Annotated in this window: 13 protein-coding genes; 5 read left to right on the top strand and 8 right to left on the bottom strand. The window is 70.2% G+C overall.

Translation table 11 applies throughout. The annotated features are described in order from the left end of the window. Window positions 1-11 precede the first annotated feature (11 nt). On the bottom strand, window positions 12-1,133 hold the full coding sequence (locus AC1XX3_RS12995) for a histidinol-phosphate transaminase (RefSeq protein ID WP_483321562.1): 1,122 nt from the start codon (window positions 1,131-1,133) through the stop codon (window positions 12-14). After that, a complete protein-coding gene (gene hisD, locus AC1XX3_RS12990; RefSeq protein WP_483321561.1) occupies window positions 1,130-2,443 on the bottom strand; it encodes a histidinol dehydrogenase in 1,314 nt (437 codons plus the stop codon). The genes AC1XX3_RS12995 and hisD overlap by 4 nt, the downstream gene beginning before the upstream one ends. A 67-nt stretch (window positions 2,444-2,510) precedes the next feature. Between hisD and AC1XX3_RS12985 the strand changes: the two genes are divergently transcribed. From AC1XX3_RS12985 to AC1XX3_RS12975, 3 genes are read left to right on the top strand one after another with little or no spacing between them, the layout of a single operon-like run. Then, the gene (locus tag AC1XX3_RS12985) at window positions 2,511-3,344 is read left to right on the top strand and encodes a DUF554 domain-containing protein (protein WP_483321560.1); all 834 of its coding nucleotides are present in this window, start codon (window positions 2,511-2,513) and stop codon (window positions 3,342-3,344) included. Continuing rightward, a complete protein-coding gene (locus AC1XX3_RS12980) occupies window positions 3,341-4,027 on the top strand; it encodes an AzlC family ABC transporter permease (protein WP_483321559.1) in 687 nt (228 codons plus the stop codon). Before AC1XX3_RS12985 ends, AC1XX3_RS12980 begins: the two co-directional genes overlap by 4 nt. Next, on the top strand, window positions 4,024-4,335 hold the full coding sequence (locus AC1XX3_RS12975; protein ID WP_483321558.1) for an AzlD domain-containing protein: 312 nt from the start codon (window positions 4,024-4,026) through the stop codon (window positions 4,333-4,335). Before AC1XX3_RS12980 ends, AC1XX3_RS12975 begins: the two co-directional genes overlap by 4 nt. A 9-nt stretch (window positions 4,336-4,344) precedes the next feature. Here AC1XX3_RS12975 and AC1XX3_RS12970 read toward each other — a convergent pair whose 3' ends face one another. Next, the gene (locus AC1XX3_RS12970) at window positions 4,345-4,830 is read right to left on the bottom strand and encodes an anthrone oxygenase family protein (RefSeq protein ID WP_483321557.1); all 486 of its coding nucleotides are present in this window, start codon (window positions 4,828-4,830) and stop codon (window positions 4,345-4,347) included. A 136-nt stretch (window positions 4,831-4,966) separates the two neighbouring features. Here AC1XX3_RS12970 and ybaK point away from each other — a divergent pair, with 136 nt between their 5' ends. Beyond that, entirely contained in the window at window positions 4,967-5,452 is a 486-nt protein-coding gene (ybaK, locus tag AC1XX3_RS12965; protein ID WP_483321556.1) for a Cys-tRNA(Pro) deacylase, read from the top strand. 37 nt (window positions 5,453-5,489) lie between these two features. Further along, a complete protein-coding gene (locus AC1XX3_RS12960; RefSeq protein WP_483321555.1) occupies window positions 5,490-7,904 on the top strand; it encodes an ATP-dependent DNA ligase in 2,415 nt (804 codons plus the stop codon). A 5-nt stretch (window positions 7,905-7,909) separates the two neighbouring features. On the opposite strand, the gene AC1XX3_RS12955 is transcribed toward AC1XX3_RS12960, so the two are convergent. From AC1XX3_RS12955 to lgt, 5 genes are all read right to left on the bottom strand, one after another. Then, window positions 7,910-8,476 carry a hypothetical protein gene (locus tag AC1XX3_RS12955; RefSeq protein ID WP_483321554.1) on the bottom strand — a complete coding sequence of 189 codons (567 nt, stop codon included), beginning with the start codon at window positions 8,474-8,476 and terminating at the stop codon, window positions 7,910-7,912. Continuing rightward, window positions 8,461-11,997 (bottom strand): DNA polymerase III subunit alpha, encoded by a 3,537-nt coding sequence (gene dnaE / locus AC1XX3_RS12950; protein ID WP_483321553.1) that lies wholly within the window; start codon window positions 11,995-11,997, stop codon window positions 8,461-8,463. Before dnaE ends, AC1XX3_RS12955 begins: the two co-directional genes overlap by 16 nt. A gap of 252 nt (window positions 11,998-12,249) precedes the next feature. Then, window positions 12,250-13,716, bottom strand: a complete 1,467-nt coding sequence (locus AC1XX3_RS12945) for a glutamate synthase subunit beta (RefSeq protein WP_483321552.1) — start codon at window positions 13,714-13,716, stop codon at window positions 12,250-12,252. A 53-nt stretch (window positions 13,717-13,769) separates the two neighbouring features. Next, entirely contained in the window at window positions 13,770-18,335 is a 4,566-nt protein-coding gene (gltB, locus tag AC1XX3_RS12940) for a glutamate synthase large subunit (protein ID WP_483321551.1), read from the bottom strand. Between the two features lie 193 nt (window positions 18,336-18,528). Then, window positions 18,529-19,518 carry a prolipoprotein diacylglyceryl transferase gene (gene lgt, locus AC1XX3_RS12935; RefSeq protein ID WP_483321550.1) on the bottom strand — a complete coding sequence of 330 codons (990 nt, stop codon included), beginning with the start codon at window positions 19,516-19,518 and terminating at the stop codon, window positions 18,529-18,531. Window positions 19,519-19,525 lie beyond the last annotated feature (7 nt).

The following is a 19,525-nucleotide window of genomic DNA, read 5'->3' as shown; positions in this document are numbered from 1 at the left end:
GGCATGGTCCTTCATCTCGGTACGGCGGTGGGACGTCCGGCTGCGGGCAGAGCCAGCACCTCAGACATCGCCTGCTTGAACGCATCCATCTCGGTCGGTGTTCCCACCGACACCCGCAGCCAGCCGTGCGGACCGGTCTCCCGGATCAGCACGCCGCGGTCCAGCAGAGCCTGCCAGACCGCGTGGCGGTCGTCGAACCGCCCGAAGAGGATGAAGTTGGCGTCCGACTCCGCCACCTCCAGCCCGGCGGCCACCAACCAACCGGCCAGGTCGTCGCGGGCCAGTCGCAGGGCGTCCACATGGGCGAGCATCTCGTCGGCGTGGGCCAGCGCCACCCGGGCGACGGCTTGGGTGACCGCAGACAGGTGGTACGGCAGCCGGACGATCCGCAGCGCGTCGACGAACGCCGGCGCGGCAGCCAGATAGCCGACCCGGCCACCGGCGAAGGCGAAGGCCTTGGACATCGTCCGGCTGACCGCCAGCCGTGGATACCGGGGCAGCAGCTCCAAGGCACTCGGCGTGCCGGACCGCGCGAACTCGCCGTAGGCCTCGTCCACCACGACGACGCCCGGGGCCGCGTCGCACAGCTGGGCCAGCACCGTCAGGTCGACGGCCGTCCCTGTCGGGTTGTTCGGGCTGGTGATCAGCACCACGTCGGGGCGCTTCTCGACGACGGCCGCCACCGCGGACTCGGCGTCGATGGTGAAGTCGGGGCGGCGGGGATGGGTCAGCCAGCTGGTGTGGGTGTCGCGGGCGTACTCGGGATACATCGAGTAGGTCGGGGTGAAGGACAGCACCGAACGACCCGGGCCACCGAAGGCCTGCAGCACGTGCATCATCACCTCGTTGCTGCCGTTGGCCGCCCACACCTGGTCGGCGGTGAGCCCGTGGCCCAGGTAGGCAGCGAGGTCCGCCCGCAGCCCCACGGCGTCACGCTCGGGGTAGCGGTTCAGGCTGCGCGCGGCGTGGCTCACCGCGGCGGCGATCTCGGCCACCACCTGCTCGCTGGGTGGATACGGGTTCTCGTTGACGTTGAGGCAGAACGGCACGTCGAGCTGCGGCGCGCCGTACGGCTGCTCGCCGACCAGCTCAGGGCGCAGCGGCAGCTCAGCCAGCGTCGGCGAAGCGGTCATCGGTCGAACCGCGCCGTCACGGCAGCCCCGTGGGCCGGCAGGTCCTCCGCGTCGGCGAACACCTCGACGTGGCGCGCCACCGCCGCCAACCCGGCCTCGGAGTAGTCGATCACGTGCACGGCCTTGAGGAAGCTCTTCACGTTGAGCCCGGACGAGTGGCAGGCGCACCCGGCGGTGGGCAGCACGTGGGTGCTGCCGGCGCAGTAGTCGCCGAGCGAGACCGGCGACCAGGTGCCGACGAAGATGGCCCCGGCGTTGGTGACCCGGGCAGCCACCGCGGCGGCGTCGGCGGTGTGGATCTCGAGGTGCTCGGCGGCGTACGCGTCCGCGACGGCCAGGCCCTGCTCGAGGTCGTCGACCAGCACCACACCCGACTGCTCGCCGGACAGCGCGGTCCGGATCCGCTCGCCGTGCTTGGTCAGCTCCACCTGACGGGCCAGCTCGGTCTGCACCGCCTCGACCAGCGGCCGGTCGGCGGTGACCAGCACGGCCGCGGCCGCCGGATCGTGCTCGGCCTGGGAGATGAGGTCGGCGGCGACGTGGCGCGGGTTGGCGGTGCCGTCGGCCAGGATCATGATCTCGGTGGTACCGGCCTCGGCGTCGATGTTGACCTTGCCCTTGAGCAGCCGCTTGGCAGCGACGACATAGATGTTGCCGGGGCCGGTCACCAGGTCGACCTTGCGGCACAGGCCGGGCACCCCGTAGGCGAACATCGCGATGGCCTGAGCGCCGCCGACGGCGTACACCTCCTCCACCCCGAGCAGCGCGCAGACCGCCAGGATGCTCGGGTGCGGCAGCCCGCCGAACTCGCGCTGCGGCGGCGAGGCGACCGCGATGGAACCGACACCGGCCACCTGGGCGGGCAGCACATTCATGATCACACTGGACGACAGCGGGGCCAGCCCTCCGGGGACGTAGAGCCCGACCCGGTTGACCGGGATCATCCGCTGGCTCACCACGGCGCCGGGTGCGACCTCGACGTCGACCGCGCGTTCCCCCAGCTCGGCCTCGCTGACCAGCCGGCGCCGGCGGATGGACTCCTCGAACGCGGCCCGGATCTCGGGATCCAGCTCGCTGAGGGCCTGCTGGAGCGCCTCGGCCGGGACCCGGACGTGCTCGGGGACCACGTGGTCGAACTTCTGTGAATAATGCGCCAGGGCGGCCTCGCCCCGGGCGGCGACGTCGTCGCAGATCGGCCGAACGACCTCGACCGCGGCGTCCACGTCGAAGGCGGCCCGCGGGACGATGGCTGCATAGTCCAGCCGCTCGCCCGCGGCGCGGCGGCCACGGATGTCTATTGTCGGGAGCACGCAGCGATTCTACGGAGGCCGGTCACCGACCAGCACGAATATCTCATCGGGCGCCGACTCGACGGCCGTGGGAGAATCCCCCTCGACCGTACGGTCGAGCGAAAGCGAGCTGCCTGTGTTCCCCGGTTTCGGCACCGTCGTCAACATCGCCACGGTGCTCGTCGGCTCCGCGATCGGGCTGCTGCTGGGGTCACGGCTACCGGCCCGGACCCGGGACACGGTGACCGACGCGCTCGGCCTGGTGACCCTGCTGATCGGCGCCCTGTCGGCGATGGAGGTCACCGCTGCCGCGCTGGGCGAGCGGGTCGGCGCGGACGCCGGGGTGCTGATCGTCCTGGGGGCGCTGCTCCTCGGCGGCATCGTCGGATCACTGCTCGACATCGAGGCTCGGCTGGAGCGGTTCGGCGGTCGGCTGCGCGACCGGCTACGGGGTCGCGGGCGGCGGCCGGTGACTGACATCGATGCCGGGCCGATGGCGGACGAACCGGCCCGCGAGCGGTTCATCGAAGGCTTCGTCAGCGCGTCGCTGGTCTTCTGCGTCGGGCCGCTGACCATTCTCGGCTCGCTCGCCGACGGCCTCGGGTTGGGCTCCTCGCAGCTGATCGTGAAGTCGACCCTGGACGGTTTCGCCGCCATCGCCTTCGCCGCCTCCCTCGGGGTCGGGGTGATGGCCTCGGTGTTGGCGGTGGCTCTGATCCAGGGCAGTCTGACGCTGGTCGGGGTGCTGATCGGGAGCTCGATGCCCGACGCCCACCTGGCCGCCATCACCGCCACGGGTGGGCTGATGCTGATCGGGGTCGGCCTGCGGCTGCTGCAGATCCGCGCCGTGCCGGTGGGCAACCTGCTGCCGGCGCTGCTGGTCGCCCCGCTGCTGGTCCAGCTGGTGGCGGTGCTGCGATGACCCTGACCCCGTGGCGCAGGCCGGTGCTGCGCGCCGCGATCGGCATCGGCCTCTACGCCGGCGCCTTCGGGGCCTCCTTCGGCGCGGTCTCGGTCGGCGCCGGCCTCAGCGTGGCCCAGACCATGGTGCTCAGCCTGGTGCTGTTCTCCGGCGCCTCCCAGTTCGCCTTCGTCGGGGTGGCCACCGTGGCGGGCGGTTCGCCCTGGGCCGCGGTGCCGGCGGCGCTGCTGCTCGGGGTCCGCAACGCCTTCTACGGGGTGGCGCTGTCAGGGACGATCCGCCCGACCGGGTGGCGTCGGCTGGTCACCGCGCACTTCGTGATCGACGAGACGACGGCCATGGCGCTCGGCCAGGAGTCGGCGCAGGCCCGTCGCTATGCGTTCTGGGCCACCGGCGGCATCCTCTTCGGCCTGTGGCAGCTGGGCAGCCTGTCCGGGGCTCTCCTCGGCCGGGCCGTCGACCCGGCCGCTCTCGGTCTCGATGCGGCCGCCCCGGCGGTGTTCCTGGCGTTGCTGTGGCCGGCCCTGCGCGCCGCCCGGGCGCGCTGGGTGGCGCTCGCCGGTGCGGTGGTGGCCCTGGTCCTGATCCCGCTGGTGCCGGCGGGCGTACCGGTGATCGCTGCCGCGGCCGTGGCCGTGGTGGCCGGGTTGGCGCCGGCCGAGAAGTCGGCGGCGTCGTCATGAGCGCACTCTGGATGGCACTGCTGGTCAGTGCGGTGGGCAGCTATCTCCTCAAGCTCGCGGGGTTCTCACTGCCCGAGTCGGTGCTGGCCCGGCCGCGGGTGCAGCGGGTCGCCCACTATCTGCCGGTGGCCATGCTCGCTGCGTTGGTGGTGGTCGAGCTGGCGGACGGCGGCGGTCGGTACGCGCTCGACTGGCGGACCCTGGCCGGCGTCGCGGCCGGCGTGGTCGCCCTGCTGCTGCGTCGCGGTCTTCTCGTCGTGTTCGTGGTCGCCATCGCGGTGACCGCCCTGCTACGCCTGCTCACCTGATTCTCCTCATCAGCGGTCGACCGATCGGTGGGCGGCCACGGTGGCCAGCGCGGCAGCCAGCAACAGCCCGGTGCGAACCCGGTGGCCCTGCTCCCAGCGGGTCCGGTCATCCCGCCAGCCGCCCGCTTCCGCGTCCGCACTCCAGCTCCGCATCCGTCGGTTGACCGGCTCGTTGACCGTCACGGTGACCCGCACCGCGGCGGCGGTGAGACCGGCCGCCGTCAGCCGCAAGGCAGCTCCGCGGCGGTCACGCCGTACCGATGTCGCGGCGGCCAGTAGGCCGGCGGCGACGGTGGAGAGGAATAGCGGCGGCGCCACCCGGGACATCACCGCGTCGACGGCGTGATAGCCGGCCAGGAAGTCGCGGTAGCCCGCGTGGTGCCGCCGGCGACCTCCGGGGTTGATGACCAGCAGCGCGGCTAGACCGATGACGAGGCAGGAGTGGGCCGAGGCGGCCGCCCGGCTGACGGTTGAGCTCTCGACGGGTGGTTGCATGCTCGTTGCTCCTGAGCTCGACGGACGGTCCACGGCACCCACGCTAGAGCGGAATGCGCCGTCGCGGGTATCGTCGCCGATCTCGCTGCCCGCTGGAGGGCAAGATCGGCTAGCGTCGCGCCGAGGAGGTGCCCAGGTGACCCAGAAGAAGGCAGGCGGTACGCCTGCGACCGTCGCGCTGGACCGGGCCGGCGTCGGCTACACGCTGCACCCGTACGAGCATCACGCGGAGACGACGGCGTACGGCGACGAGGCGGCCACCGCACTCGGCGTGGACCCGACCCGGCTGTTCAAGACCTTGGTCGCCGACGCCGCGGGACAGCTGGTGGTGGCCGTGGTGCCGGTGGCGTGCCAGCTCGACCTCAAGGCGCTCGCTGCCGCGGTCGGGGCCAAGAAGGCGGCGATGGCCGACCCCGCCGTGGCCGCGCGCAGCAGCGGCTACGTGGTGGGAGGCATCTCCCCCGTCGGCCAGCGGACCCGGCTGGCCACTGTGGTGGACGCCACGGCGCTGGAGCATCCGACGGTGTTCGTCTCGGCCGGCAAGCGTGGTCTGCAGATGGAGCTGGCGCCCGTCGACCTGGTCGGGGTCACCGACGCGGTGGTGGCGACGATCGGACACTGACGCCAGCGTCCCCGGCCGGGTCGGCCATGATGTGGTCATGGCACGGGCATCGCAGACGCAGAGCGTGGTGATCGACTCCCGCCCGCTCAAGCTGACCAACCTGGACAAGGTGATGTATCCGGAGACGGGCACCACCAAGGGCGAGGTGCTGCTCTACTACACCCAGGTGGCCGACACCATGCTGCCGTACCTCGCGCACCGCCCGGCCACCCGCAAGCGCTGGCCCAACGGTGTCGGCGACGGCAGTACCGATCCGATGGTGTTCTTCACCAAGAACCTCGACTCCGGTACGCCGGACTGGGTCGAGCGGCACCCCATCACCCACAGCGACCGGGTCAGCGAATATCCGGTGATCGCCGATCTGGCCACCCTGACGCTGATGGCACAGCTGGCCTCGCTCGAGATCCACGTGCCGCAGTGGACGTTCGGACCCGACGGCACCCCGCAGAACCCCGACCGGCTGGTCCTCGACCTCGACCCTGGCCCCGGCGTAGGGCTGGTCGAGTGCGCCGAGGTGGCCCGTCAGTCACGCGAGCTGCTGGCCGCACTCGGTCTCGAGGCGGTGCCGGTGACCAGCGGCAGCAAGGGCATCCATCTCTACGCCACCCTGGACGGCAGCCAGGACTCCGCCGGGGTCAGCGACCTGGCCCGCGAGATCGCCAGGACACTGGAACAGGCCAACCCCGACCTGGTGGTGAGCGCGATGAAGAAGTCGCTCCGCGACGGCAAGGTGTTCGTGGACTGGAGCCAGAACAACGCAGCCAAGACCACCGTCGCGCCGTACTCGCTGCGTGGCCGGCACCGCCCGACCGTCGCCGCCCCGCGGACCTGGGAGGAGATCGACGACCCGGATCTGCGGCAGCTGGAATACCCGGAGGTGCTGGAGCGGCTGGACTCCCTCGGCGACCCGCTGGCCGTGCTGCTCGACTCGAGCCGGCCTGCGGCGGCGGACCGGCTGACCACCTACCGCGGCAAGCGGGACGCCGCGATCACCCCTGAGCCGGTGCCCAGCACCACACCGGTCGACCGGCAGGGACAGTCGTTCGTCATCCAGGAACACCACGCCCGCCGGCTGCACTGGGATTTCCGGCTCGAGCACGACGGAGTGCTGGTCAGCTGGGCGCTGCCGAAGGGGGTGCCGACCGACCCGAAGAAGAACCACCTCGCCGTCCAGACCGAGGACCATCCGCTCGAGTACGGCAGCTTCGAGGGCAGCATCCCGGCCGGTGAGTACGGCGGCGGCCAGGTGACGATCTGGGATGCCGGCACCTTCGAGCTGGAGAAATGGCGCGACGGCAAGGAGGTGATCGCGACCCTGACCGGCCGGCCCGACGGCGGCCTGGGCGGTCCGCGCAAGTACGCGCTGATCCACACCGGTGGCCGTGGCCGCCCGGACAACCAGTGGCTGATCCACCTGATGGAGCTCGACACCGGCCCGACCGAGACCGGGGCGACCGACACCGGGAAGCGACTGCCGATGCCGGAGCCGGTGGACCCGATGCTGGCCACCCTGAGCACCCCCGACGACCCGGCCTTCGCCGACGCCGACGACTGGGTGTTCGAGATGAAGTGGGACGGCGTCCGGGTGATCGCCTGCGTCGGCGAGGGCCGCGCCACGCTGTTCAGCCGCAAGGGCCACGACGTGACGGCGATGTATCCCGAGATCGCCGAGGTCTGCGGCTCGCTGCCGGTGGGGTCGGCGATCCTGGACGGCGAGATCGTCGCCCTCGACGCGGAGGGCCGACCGAGCTTCGCCCTGCTGCAGAACCGCATCAACCTGACCAAGCCGGCCGACATCGCGCGGGCCCGGCGGGCCACCCCGGTCCAGCTGGTGGCCTTCGACCTGCTGCAGCTCGACGGCCGCTCGCTGGTCAAGGAGCCCTACACGCAGCGGCGGGCCCGGCTCGCGGCCACCCTCCCGGACGGTGCCGGACAGCGGATCCAGGTGCCGCCGGCCTTCGACGGCGACCTGGCGTCGGCGGTGGACACCAGCGAGGCCATGGGGCTGGAGGGAGTGGTGGCCAAGCGCCGCTCGTCGATCTACCTGCCCGGGCGGCGGGCGGGCACCTGGCTGAAGCTCAAGCACACCGTGCACCAAGAGGTGGTGGTGCTGGGCTGGACTCCGGGACGCGGTCGACGCGACGGTGCGATCGGTGCGCTGGCCGTCGGCATCCCCGACGACGACGGGATCCGCTACGTGGGCCGGGTCGGCACCGGCTTCTCCGATGCCGCGCTGGACCAGGCCTGGACCGTGCTCAGCGAGCTGGAGCGGCCCGACTGCCCGGCCTACGACGTGCCGCGGGAGGACGCCCGCGGTGTGCACTGGGTGGAGCCGCTGCTGGTCGGCGAGGTGGAGATGTCGGGCTGGAGCGGTACCGACCGGCTCTGGCATCCGTCCTGGCGCGGGTGGCGCCCGGACCGCTCACCCGAGGACGTTCGCCGTCAGTCCTGATCCGATCAGCCGGCGGCGCCGCGCCGACCGAACAGCGGACGCGGCTCCTCGTCGTCCGGCGTCAGGGACGAGGCGAACAGCAGCGGGATGGTGGCAGCGAACGGCCAGCAGATCAGCGACGCGGTCGCCCGCAGGGTGAGCGTGATCGGCACGATCTCACCGGCCTTGGCGTTGGCCAGTCGCGGCTCGAACGGGCCGGGTCCCAGCTGATAGCCGACCAGCCAGCAGATCAGGCCGCCGGCGGTGGCCGCGCCGACGGCGATCAGCACCAGCGGCCAGCCGAGGTCGCGCAGCCGCCACCACGCCAGCCAGCCCAGCAGCAGACCGCTGACCAGCCCGATCACCACGAACCAGGCGTCACCGGCGATGAAGCCGGCCAGACCGCGCTCGCTGGTCGACGCCCCGCCGTCGGCGGCCACCGTGTAGGTCGACAGGTCGACCGTCAGCCACCACGCGACGCCGGCGACCGCGCCCACCCCCAGGGCGAGCCCGACGAAGGCGAGGATCCGCAGCCCGGCGTCTCGGGTGGAGAGCCGCCGAGCGTCCTCCTCGCCGCTCAGGACGCCAGACACGAAGGCCCGAGCAGCGCCTTGAGATCGGCCATCAGCGGCCCCGACGGGGTGACCCGCAGCCCTTGGTCCAGCTTCATCACCGTGGTCTTCCCCGACGACTGGAGCCGCAGCCGCACCTCCGTCATCCCGGGATAGGCGCTGAGCACCTGCCGCAGCTGCTGCACCACCGGCGGGGTGCACCGCACCGTCGGCAGCGAGATCACCACCGGACCGCTGGGGGCATCAGTGATGTCGGGCACCGTCAGCTCCTGCCCGATGAGAGCCACCGAGTCGTCGTCGGCCTTGATCCGACCCTTGACCCGCACCACGGTGTCCTCGGCCAGCACGGTCGAGACCAGGTCGTAGGCCTTGGGGAAGAGCAGCACCTCCACCGACGCCTCGAGGTCCTCCACCGTGATGACGGCCCAGATGTCGCCCCGCTTGGTCGTCTTGCGGGTGACCGCGGTGATCATGCCGGCAATGGTCACCATGCCGTCCCGCGGGCCGTCGTCGGAGATCAGCTCGCCGATGCTGATGTCGCGCTCGGTGCTGAGGATGTGCTCCAGGCCCTGCAGCGGGTGGTCGCTGACGTAGAGGCCCAGCATCTCGCGCTCGAACGCGAGCTTGGTGCGCTTGTCCCAGTCGTCGATCTGAGGCACGGAGCCGGTCAGCACCGGGTCGTTGTCGGCACTGTCGCCGAACAGGTCGGACTGGCCGTGGGCCTCGTTCCGCTTGAGGTCCAGCACCCCGTCGACGGCGTTCTCATAGACCGTCATCAGCGCCCGGCGGGTATGGCCCATCGACTCGAAGGCGCCGGCCTTGATCAGCGACTCGATCACCCGCTTGTTGCAGACCACCAGCGGCACCTGGTCGAGGAAGGCGTGGAAGCTCGCCGCCTTGCCGTGCTCGGTGCGGGCGGCCACGATCCCGTCCACCACGTTGGCGCCGACGTTGCGGATGGCGGTCAGACCGAACCGGATGTCGGTGCCGACCGGGGTGAAGTTCGCCTCCGACTCGTTGACGTCCGGCGGCAGCACCTTGATGCCCATCCGGCGGCACTCGGCCAGGTAGATCGCGATCTTGTCCTTGTCGTCCTGCACCGAGGTGAGCAGGGCCGCCATGAACTCGGCCGGATAGTTGGCCTTGAGGTATGCCGTCCAGTACGACACCAGCCCGTAGGCGGCGGTGTGGGACTTGTTGAACGCGTAGTCGGAGAACGGCAGCAGGATGTCCCACAGGGTCTGGATCGCCGCGGCGGAGTATCCCCGCTCGGCCATGCCGTTGGAGAAGTTCGCGAACTGCTTGTCCAGCTCGGACTTCTTCTTCTTGCCCATCGCGCGCCGCAGCAGGTCGGCCTGGCCGAGTGAGTAGCCGGCGACCTTCTGCGCGATCGCCATCACCTGCTCCTGATAGACGATCAGCCCGTACGTCTCGCCGAGGATCTCGTCCAGCGGCTCGGCCAGCTCGGGGTGGATCGCCACGACCTCCTCGCGGCCGGTCTTGCGACGTGCGTACTTGTTGTGCGAGTCCGCACCCATCGGGCCGGGGCGATAGAGCGCGAGGACGGCGGAGATGTCGGCGAAGCTGTCCGGGCGCATGCTGCGCAGCAGGGAGCGCATCGGTCCGCCGTCGAGCTGGAACACACCCAGGGTGTCACCGCGAGCCAGCAGCTGATAGGTCAGCGGGTCGTCCAGGGTCAGGTCCTCCAGCACCATCGTGGTGCCGCGGTTGAGGGCGATGTTGGACACCGCGTCATCCAGCACCGTCAGGTTGCGCAGCCCGAGGAAGTCCATCTTGATCAACCCGAGCGACTCACACGTCGGATAGTCGAACTGGGTGATGATGGCGCCGTCCTGCTCGCGGCGCATGATCGGGATGATGTCGATCAGCGGCGCGGACGACATGATCACGCCGGCGGCGTGGACGCCCCACTGCCGCTTCAGCCCTTCCAGGCCGATGGCCGTGTCGACCACGGTCTTGATGTCGGTGTCGGAGTCGTAGAGGGTGCGGAACTCGCCACCCTCGTTGTAACGGTCGTGGCTGGGGTCGAACAGCTTGGTCAGCGGGACGTCCTTGCCCATCACCGGCGGCGGCATGGCCTTGGTCAGCCGCTCGCCGACCGCGAACGGGTAGCCGAGGACACGGGAGGCGTCCTTGACCGCCTGCTTGGCCTTGATGGTGCCGTAGGTGACGATCATCGACACCCGGTCGTCGCCGTACTTGTCGGAGACGTAGCGGATCACCTCACCGCGGCGACGCTCGTCGAAGTCGATGTCGAAGTCGGGCATCGAGACGCGGTCGGGGTTGAGGAACCGCTCGAACAGCAGACCGTGCTCCAGCGGGTCCAGGTCGGTGATCCGCATGGCGTACGCGGCGATCGAGCCGGCGCCCGACCCGCGGCCCGGACCCACCCGGATGCCGTGCTCCTTGGCCCAGGTGATGAAGTCGGCGACCACCAGGAAGTAGCCCGAGAAGCCCATTGAGATGATGACCTCGGTCTCGAACTGCGCCCGCTGCCGGGCCGCGTCCGGGATGCCGCGCGGATAGCGCTGCTGCAGACCGCGCTCGACCTCCTTGACGAACCAGGACTCCTCGTTCTCCCCCGGCGGGCAGGGATAGCGGGGCATGTAGGTGCCGATGCCTTCGGTGAACTCGATGTCGCAGCGCTCGGCGATGGCCAAGGTGTTGTCGCAGGCCTCCGGCAGCTCGCTGAACAGCATCCGCATCTCGGCCGGCGACTTCAGGTAGTAGGTGTCACCGTCGAACTTGAACCGGTTGGCGTCGGCCATGGTGGACCCGGACTGGACGCACAGCAGCACCTCGTGGCTGGAGGCGTCCTCCTTGTGCGCGTAGTGCAGGTCGTTGGTGGCGACCAGCGGCAGGTTCAGGTCCTTGGCCAGCCGCAGCAGGTCCGAGCGGACCCGGGTCTCGATCGACAGCCCGTGGTCCATCAGCTCGACGTAGTAGTTGTCGGCGCCGAACAGGTCCTTGAACTCCGCGGCGCTCTTGACCGCCTCGTCGTACTTGCCCAGCCGCAGATACGTCTGCACCTCACCGGAGGGGCAGCCGGTGGTGGCGATCAGGCCCTTGGAATATTCGGCGAGCAGCTCCCGGTCCATCCGCGGCTTGTAGAAATATCCCTCCAGCGAAGCCCGCGAGCCGAGCCGGAACAGGTTGTGCATGCCCTCGGTGGTCTCCGAGAGCAGGGTCATGTGGGTGAACGCTCCGCCGCCGGACACGTCGTCGCCGCCGCCGTCGCCCCACCGGACGCGCTTGCGCTCGGAGCGGTGGGTCTTCGGCGTGACGTACGCCTCGAGTCCGATGATGGGCTTGACCGAGGTGCCCTTGGACTGCTTGTAGAACTCGTAGGCGCCGAAGAGGTTGCCGTGGTCGGTGACGGCCAGGGCCGGCATCTCCATCTGCTCGGCGCCCTTGAACAGGTCGCTGACCCGCGCCGCGCCGTCCAGCATCGAATACTCCGAGTGGACGTGCAGGTGGACGAACGAGTCCTTCCCACCCTTTGCCGGTGTGCTTCCCGCCATGCGCCCCACTACCTCCGAAACCGTCGAACCACTGCTGCCACACCTCGAGGACTCGTGTGCTGCGGGGAAGTCAGCAAGCGTCCAGATTAGTTCCCCGGACCGCCGATCCCATGGTCCGACGCGCCACTGACATTCCCCCGACCGGTCCTCGCCACCGGCCCTTCGGCAAGGGTAGGCCACGACCGACCGATCCCCCGCGGGCGCTAGCCCACGGCGGGCGCCCGCGCGCTCCGCCGGAGCGTCAGGACCGGATCAGACCATCATCTGCCGGGCCGTCGGGGGGATCGGCTTGGGCAGCTTGGTCGAACCGGAGAGGAACTTGTCCACCCCGGCCGCGCAGGCCCGCCCCTCGGCGATGGCCCAGACGATCAGCGACTGGCCACGGCCGGCGTCACCGCAGACGAACACGCCGGGGACGTCGGTGGCGTAGTCGTTGTCCCGGGCGATGTTGCCGCGCTCGTCCAATGCCACACCCAGCTGGTCAACCACGCCGTCGCGCTGCGGGCCGGTGAAGCCCATCGCCAGCAGCACCAGGTCGGCGGGGATCTCGCGGTCGGTGCCCGACACCGGGTTCAGCTTGCCCTGCTCGAAGACGACCTCCGACAGCTTCAGCGCCGTCACGTGGCCGTTCTCGTCGCCGGCGAACTCCGAGGTCGACACCGAGTACACCCGGTCACCGCCCTCCTCGTGCGCCGAGGAGACCTTGTAGGTCATCGGATACGTCGGCCACGGCTGGTGGACCGGACGCTGCTCCGGCGGGGTGGGCATGATCTCCAGCTGGGTGATCGAGGCGGCCTGCTGGCGGATGGAGGTGCCGAGGCAGTCGGCCCCGGTGTCGCCGCCACCGATGATGACCACGTGCTTGCCCTCGGCTGTCACCTGGTTGGGGACCTCGATCCCCCGTGCCGCCCGGTTGGCCTGGGGCAGGAACTCCATCGCCTGGTAGATGCCGGTCAGCTCACGTCCGGGCACCGGCAGGTCGCGGGCCACGGTCGAGCCGATCGCCAGCACGACTGCGTCGTAGCGCTCCTTGAGCTGATCACCGGTGACGTCCACCCCGACATTGACGCCGGTGCGGAAGTTGGTGCCCTCGTCCTTCATCTGCCGGATCCGGCGGTCCAGGACCGCCTTCTCCATCTTGAACTCGGGGATGCCGAAGCGCAGCAGACCGCCCGGCTCCTCGGCCCGCTCGAACACGGCCACGGTGTGGCCGGCCCGGGTCAGCTGCTGGGCGACGGCCAGCCCGGAGGGACCGGAGCCGACCACGGCGACCGTCTTGCCGGTGTGCCACTCGGGCGGCTGCGGCTTGACCCGACGCTCGTCCCAGGCGCGGTCGATGATCGAGACCTCGACGTTCTTGATCGTCACCGGGTCCCGGTTGATGCCGACCACGCAGGCGGTCTCGCACGGGGCGGGGCACAGCCGGCCGGTGAACTCGGGGAAGTTGTTGGTCGCGTGCAGCCGCTCCAGCGCGTCCTCCCAGTCGTCGCGCCAGACCAGGTCGTTCCACTCCGGGATCAGGTTGCCCAGCGGGCAGCCGGTGTGACAGAACGGGATGCCGCAGTCCATGCAGCGTCCGGCCTGCTCGGAGATGATCGGCAGCAGTGCCCGTCCGGGCGAGCCGGGGTACACCTCTTTCCAGTCATGGATGCGCTCCTGGACGGGGCGACGCTCGGCCACCTTGCGCGGGGTCGTGATGAAGCCACGGGGGTCAGCCATGTCGGTATCCCTGATTTCTGCTCGAAAGTGCGCGATGGACGGTGCGGCAGGCGTCAGCCACGCGCGGCCTCCATCATCTTGAACGTCGTGGTGGCCTCGTCCAGACCCTCGGCGGCCGCCTCGGCGCGGGCGGCCATCACCCGGGCGTAGTCGCGCGGCAGCACCTTGGTGAACCGCGAGGCGGCCCGGTCCCAGTCGGACAGCAGAGCTGCCGCGACCGCGGAGTCGGTCTCCTCGCCGTGCCGGACGACGAGCTGACGCACGGTGGCCAGATCGTCGGCGGTCAGGGCCAACGCGTCCACCAGCTCGACGTTCAGCTTGGTCTCGTCGAGATCGAGGAAGTACCCAATCCCGCCGGACATGCCGGCGGCGACGTTGCGCCCGGTCTGGCCCAGCACCACGGCCACCCCGCCGGTCATGTACTCCAGCCCGTGGTCGCCCAGTCCCTCGACCACCGCGGTGGCGCCGGAGTTGCGGACGCAGAACCGTTCGCCGACCTGGCCGCGGATGAAGATCTCACCCGACGTCGCGCCGTAGCCGATGACGTTGCCGGCGATGATGTGCTCCTCGGCCGCGAAGGCGGCGTCACGGTCCGGGCGGACGACGATCCGACCGCCCGACAGGCCCTTGGCGACATAGTCGTTGCTGTCGCCCTCCAGCCGCAAGGTGATGCCGGCCGGCAGGAACGCACCGAAGCTCTGACCGGCTGAGCCGGTGAAGGTGAGATCGATGGTGCCGTCGGGCAGACCCTTGCCGGCGGTCGCCTTGGTCACCTCGTGACCCAAGATGGTGCCGACCGTCCGGTTGACGTTGCGGATCGGGATCGAGGCCCGAACGGCCTCGCCCGAGGTCAGCGCGGGCTGGCAGATCCGGATCAGCTCCTGGTCCAGCGCCTGCGCCAGGCCGTGGTCCTGACCGGTCCGCTGGTGCCGGGCGGCACCTTCGGGCAGCTCGGGCATGTGCAGGATCGGCCGCAGGTCGAGGCCGTGGGCCTTCCAGTGGTCGGTCGCCTGACGGATGTCCAGCACGTCGACCCGGCCGATGGCCTCGTCGAGCGTCCGGAAGCCCAGCTCGGCCAGATACTCCCGAACCTCCTCGGCGATGTACTCGAAGAAGTTCACCACGAACTCGGGCTTGCCGGAGAACTGCGCCCGCAGCTCCTCGTTCTGGGTCGCCACGCCCACCGGGCAGGTGTCGAGATGGCAGACGCGCATCATGATGCAGCCGCTGACCACCAGCGGAGCGGTGGCGAAGCCGTACTCCTCGGCGCCCAGCAGCGCACCGATGACGACGTCCCGGCCGGTCTTGAGCTGGCCGTCGACCTGCACCACGATCCGGTCCCGCAGGCCGTTGATGAGCAGGGTCTGCTGGGTCTCGGCCAGGCCGAGCTCCCACGGGCCACCGGCGTGCTTGAGCGAGGTGAGCGGCGCCGCACCGGTGCCGCCGTCGTGACCGGAGATGAGCACCACGTCGGCCTTGGCCTTGGAGACGCCGGCCGCCACCGTACCGACGCCGACCTCGGCCACCAGCTTGACGTGCACCCGGGCTGACGGGTTGGCGCACTTCAGGTCATGGATGAGCTGCTTGAGGTCCTCGATCGAATAGATGTCGTGGTGCGGCGGTGGCGAGATCAGCCCGACGCCGGGGGTGGAGTGACGGGTCTTGGCCACCCACGGGTAGACCTTCTGGCCGGGTAGCTGCCCGCCCTCGCCGGGCTTGGCGCCCTGGGCCATTTTGATCTGGATGTCCGAGGCGTTGGTGAGGTAGTCCGACGTGACACCGAACCGGCCAGAGGCCACCTGCTTGATGGCGCTGCGCCGCTCCGGGTCGTACAGCCGGTCCGCGTCCTCTCCGCCCTCACCGGTGTTGGACTTGCCGCCCAGTCGGTTCATCGCGATGGCCAGGGTCTGGTGGGCCTCCAGGCTGATCGAGCCGTAGCTCATCGCCCCGGTGGAGAACCGCTTGACGATCTCCGAGACGGGCTCCACCTCCTCGATCGGGATCGAGGGCCGGTCGGAGGCGAACTTCAGCAGGCCACGCAGCGTCATCAGCCGCTCGGAGGCGTTGTCGATGTGCGCGGTGTACTGCTTGAAGATGTCGTAGCGGCCGGCCCGGGTGGAGTGCTGCAGCCGGAACACCGTCTCGGGGTCGAACAGGTGCGGCTCACCCTCACGCCGCCACTGGTATTCCCCGCCCACCTCGAGTCGGCGGTGCGCCAGCGGGATGCCGTCGGCCGGGTACGCGGTGAGGTGGCGCAGCCGGACCTCCTCGGCGATCTCGGCCAGGCCGACGCCACCGAGCTTGGAGGTGGTGCCGGTGAAGTACTTGTCCACCACCTCCCGCGACAGACCGAGCGCTTCGAAGATCTGCGCACCGGTGTAGGAGGCGACCGTGGAGACGCCCATCTTGCTCATCACCTTGAGCACGCCCTTGCCGAGCGCCTTGACCACGTTGTAGACGGCCGTCTCCGGCTCGACGGTGGTGTAGACCTCGTGCCGGGCCAGGTCCTCGGCCGACTCGATCACCAGGTACGGGTTCACCGCCGCGGCACCGAAGCCGATCAGCAGGGCCACGTGGTGCACCTCACGGACGTCGCCGGCCTCGACCACCAGGCCGACCTGGGTCCGGGTCTTCTGCCGGACCAGGTGGTGGTGGATGGCGGCCGTGAGCAGCAGCGACGGGATCGGGGCCAGCTCGGCGTTGGAGTGCCGGTCGGACAAGATGATCGTCCGGGCGCCGTCCTCGATCGCCGCCGACACCTCGGCACACAGGTCGTCGAGCTTCTTCGCCAGCGCCGCGGCGCCGCCGTGCACGTCGTAGAGCCCGCGGGCCACGTGGGTGGCATATCCGGGCAGGTCCCCGTCGCGGTTGATGTGGCGGATCTTGGTCAGCGCGTCGTTGTCGAGCACCGGGAACGGCAGCACCACCCGGCGACAGGAGGCCGGACCGGGGTCCAGCAGGTTCCACTCCGGGCCGATGGTGTTGTAGAGCGAGGTGACGAGCTCCTCGCGGATGGCGTCCAGCGGCGGGTTGGTGACCTGGGCGAACAGCTGGCTGAAGTAGTCGAACAGCATCCGCGGCTTGGTGCTCAGCGCCGCGATCGGGGTGTCGGTTCCCATCGAGCCGATCGGCTCCGTGCCGGACCGGGTCATCGGGGCCACGATCAGGCGCAGGTCCTCCTCGGTGTAGCCGAAGACCTGCTGACGGCGGGTGACCGAGGCGTGGCTGTGCACGATGTGCTCGCGCTCGGGCAGGTCGGACAGCAGCAGCCGGCCGCCGAGCAGCCACTCGCCGTACGGTGCCGCGTTGGCCAGGCCGTCCTTCACCTCCTCGTCGGAGATGATCCGGTGCTCGGCCAGGTCGACCAGGAACATCTTGCCCGGCTGCAGGCGGCCCTTGCTGACGATCTTCGCCGCGGGGATGTCCAGCACGCCGGACTCGGAGGCGAGCACGACCAGGCCGTCGTCGGTGACCCAGTAGCGACCGGGGCGCAGGCCGTTGCGGTCGAGGACGGCGCCGATCTGGGTGCCGTCGGTGAACACCACGGAGGCGGGGCCGTCCCAGGGCTCCATCAGGCAGGAGTGGAACGCGTAGAAGTCGCGCCGCTTCTGGTCCATCGTGGGGTTGTTCTCCCACGCCTCGGGGATCATCATCAGCATCGCGTGCGGCAGCGAACGACCGGCCAGATGCAGCAGCTCCACCACCTCGTCGAACGAGGCGGAGTCCGACGAGTCCGGGGTGCAGATCGGGAACAGCCGCTCCAGGTCGCCGGGGATGACGTCGCTGGCCAGCAGCGCCTCACGGGCCCGCATCCAATTGCGGTTGCCCTTGACGGTGTTGATCTCGCCGTTGTGGGCGATCATCCGGTACGGGTGCGCCAGCTCCCAGGCCGGGAAGGTGTTGGTGGAGAACCGGGAGTGGACCACGACCATGGCGCTGGCCATCCGCTCGTCATGCAGCTCGGGGAACACCTCCTCCAGCTGGAGGGTGGTCAGCATGCCCTTGTAGACCAGGGTGCGACACGACAGCGACGGGAAGTACACCCCGGCCTCGCGCTCGGCACGCCGGCGCAGGCCGTACGCCAGCCGCTCCAGGGCCAGCCCGGCCACCGGCGCTCCGGCGGCGGAGACGACCAGCTGCTCGAACCGCGGCATGGCGGCGCGGGAGACGTCGCTGAGGCTGGTGCCGACCGCGGGGACGACCCGCCAGCCGAGCACCTTCAGCTTCTCCTCGCCAGCGATCCGCTCGACGTCGGCCTTGGCCTGAGCGGCTCGCGCGGGATCCACCGGCAAGAACGCGGTGCCGACGGCGTACGTGCCGGCGCGCGGCAGCTCGAAGTCGCAGTGCGCCCGGAGGAACGTGTCGGGCACCTGCAGCAAGATGCCGGCGCCGTCACCGGTGGCGGTATCGGCGCCGGTCGCGCCGCGGTGGTCGAGGTTTCGGAGTGCCTCGAGGCCCTGCTCGACGATGGTGTGGCTCGGCTCGCCGGTCAGGGTCGCCACAAAGGCCACACCGCAGGCGTCGTGCTCGGATGCCGGGTCGTACAGTCCTTCAGCCGCGGCGAGCTCACGTGAAGCCCGGGCTGCTGGGATCTGCCCTGGGGCATGCGCAACTGTCATGGATAGGACTCCCGTCGTCGAAGCCGGTGGCAAGACTCGGTGTATCTGGCCACAGGTTGTGAAGCGTTAGAAAGCGGCATCGGCGCACCGGGGGACAACTTTGGCCCATGGTGGATGGTTGATGCTAACCCATCACGTCTTGTAGTCCGGACACGAAATCTCGCCATCCGGGCGCCGTCGGCGCCGGCCCCGGTCAGGTACTTTCTCGCGGGTCGGTCTCGTCGGCCGGGCCTGCAGCGGTGCCGACCTCAGACGTCGGTTCGCCGACGACCGCCGGCCGGGTGGCGTCCTGGTCAGCGGCGGCCGATCCGGTCGCCGCCGCCCCTTCGACGGCGGCCGGGGCGTCACCCTCGACCACCGTCTCGCGACCGGGCCGGTTGCGGATCAGCCAGAGCAAATAGGCCAGCGCAGCGACGAAGACGATCGCGGCCGTGTAGTTGTTGAGCCGGATCCCGCCGATCTCGTTGACCGTGTCGATCCGCAGGGCCTCGATCCAGAACCGGCCGGCGGTGTAGAGCACCACATAGAGAGCGAACACCTTGCCGTGGCCCAGCCGGAAGCGGCGGTCGGCCCAGATCAGCACAGCGGCCATGGCCAGGTTCCAGAGCATCTCGTACAGGAAGGTCGGATGGAAGGTGGCGAACTGCTCGAAACCGTCTGGCCGGTGGGCCGGGTCGATCTCCAGCGCCCAGGGCACCGTGGTCGGGCGACCGAACAGCTCCTGGTTGAACCAGTTCCCGAGCCGCCCGATCGCCTGGGCGATGAGCAGACCGGGAGCCACCGCGTCCAGCAGCGCAGCGAAGCGGATGTTGCGCCGGCGGGCCACCAGATAGCCGCCGAGCGCCCCGAAGGCGACCGCCCCCCAGATCCCCAGTCCGCCGTTCCAGATCTTGAGGGCATCCAGCGGGTCCCGGCCGGGCCCGAAGTAGAGCTCGTAGTCGGTGACCACGTGATAGATCCGGGCCCCGATGATGCCGCAGGGGATGGCGACCACCAGCACGCTCTCCAGCCCGTCGGGGGTGCCGCCGCGGGCCCGCCAGCGCCGGGTGCTGAGGACCATCGCGACCACGATGCCGGCGATGATGCACAAGGCGTACGCCCGGATGGGGAAGCCGAAGACGGTCCAGACGCCGGTGCTGGGGCTGGGAATCGACAACGCGATCCCGGTCAGGGGTTCGATCACCGGCCCG

The organism is Microlunatus sp. M237 (genome assembly GCF_056896895.1).
This window is presented reverse-complemented; position numbering and strand designations above follow the sequence as displayed.

Bases quoted from the DNA above. Each gene is read 5' to 3' on its own strand.
- AC1XX3_RS12975 (WP_483321558.1), top strand. From the start codon at position 4,024: ATGAGCGCACTCTGGATGGCACTGCTGGTCAGTGCGGTGGGCAGCTAT.
- AC1XX3_RS12970 (WP_483321557.1), bottom strand. From the start codon at position 4,830: ATGCAACCACCCGTCGAGAGCTCAACCGTCAGCCGGGCGGCCGCCTCG.
- AC1XX3_RS12995 (WP_483321562.1), bottom strand. From the start codon at position 1,133: ATGACCGCTTCGCCGACGCTGGCTGAGCTGCCGCTGCGCCCTGAGCTG.
- gltB (WP_483321551.1), bottom strand. From the start codon at position 18,335: ATGACAGTTGCGCATGCCCCAGGGCAGATCCCAGCAGCCCGGGCTTCA.
- AC1XX3_RS12980 (WP_483321559.1), top strand. From the start codon at position 3,341: ATGACCCTGACCCCGTGGCGCAGGCCGGTGCTGCGCGCCGCGATCGGC.
- dnaE (WP_483321553.1), bottom strand. From the start codon at position 11,997: ATGGCGGGAAGCACACCGGCAAAGGGTGGGAAGGACTCGTTCGTCCAC.
- AC1XX3_RS12960 (WP_483321555.1), top strand. From the start codon at position 5,490: ATGGCACGGGCATCGCAGACGCAGAGCGTGGTGATCGACTCCCGCCCG.
- AC1XX3_RS12945 (WP_483321552.1), bottom strand. From the start codon at position 13,716: ATGGCTGACCCCCGTGGCTTCATCACGACCCCGCGCAAGGTGGCCGAG.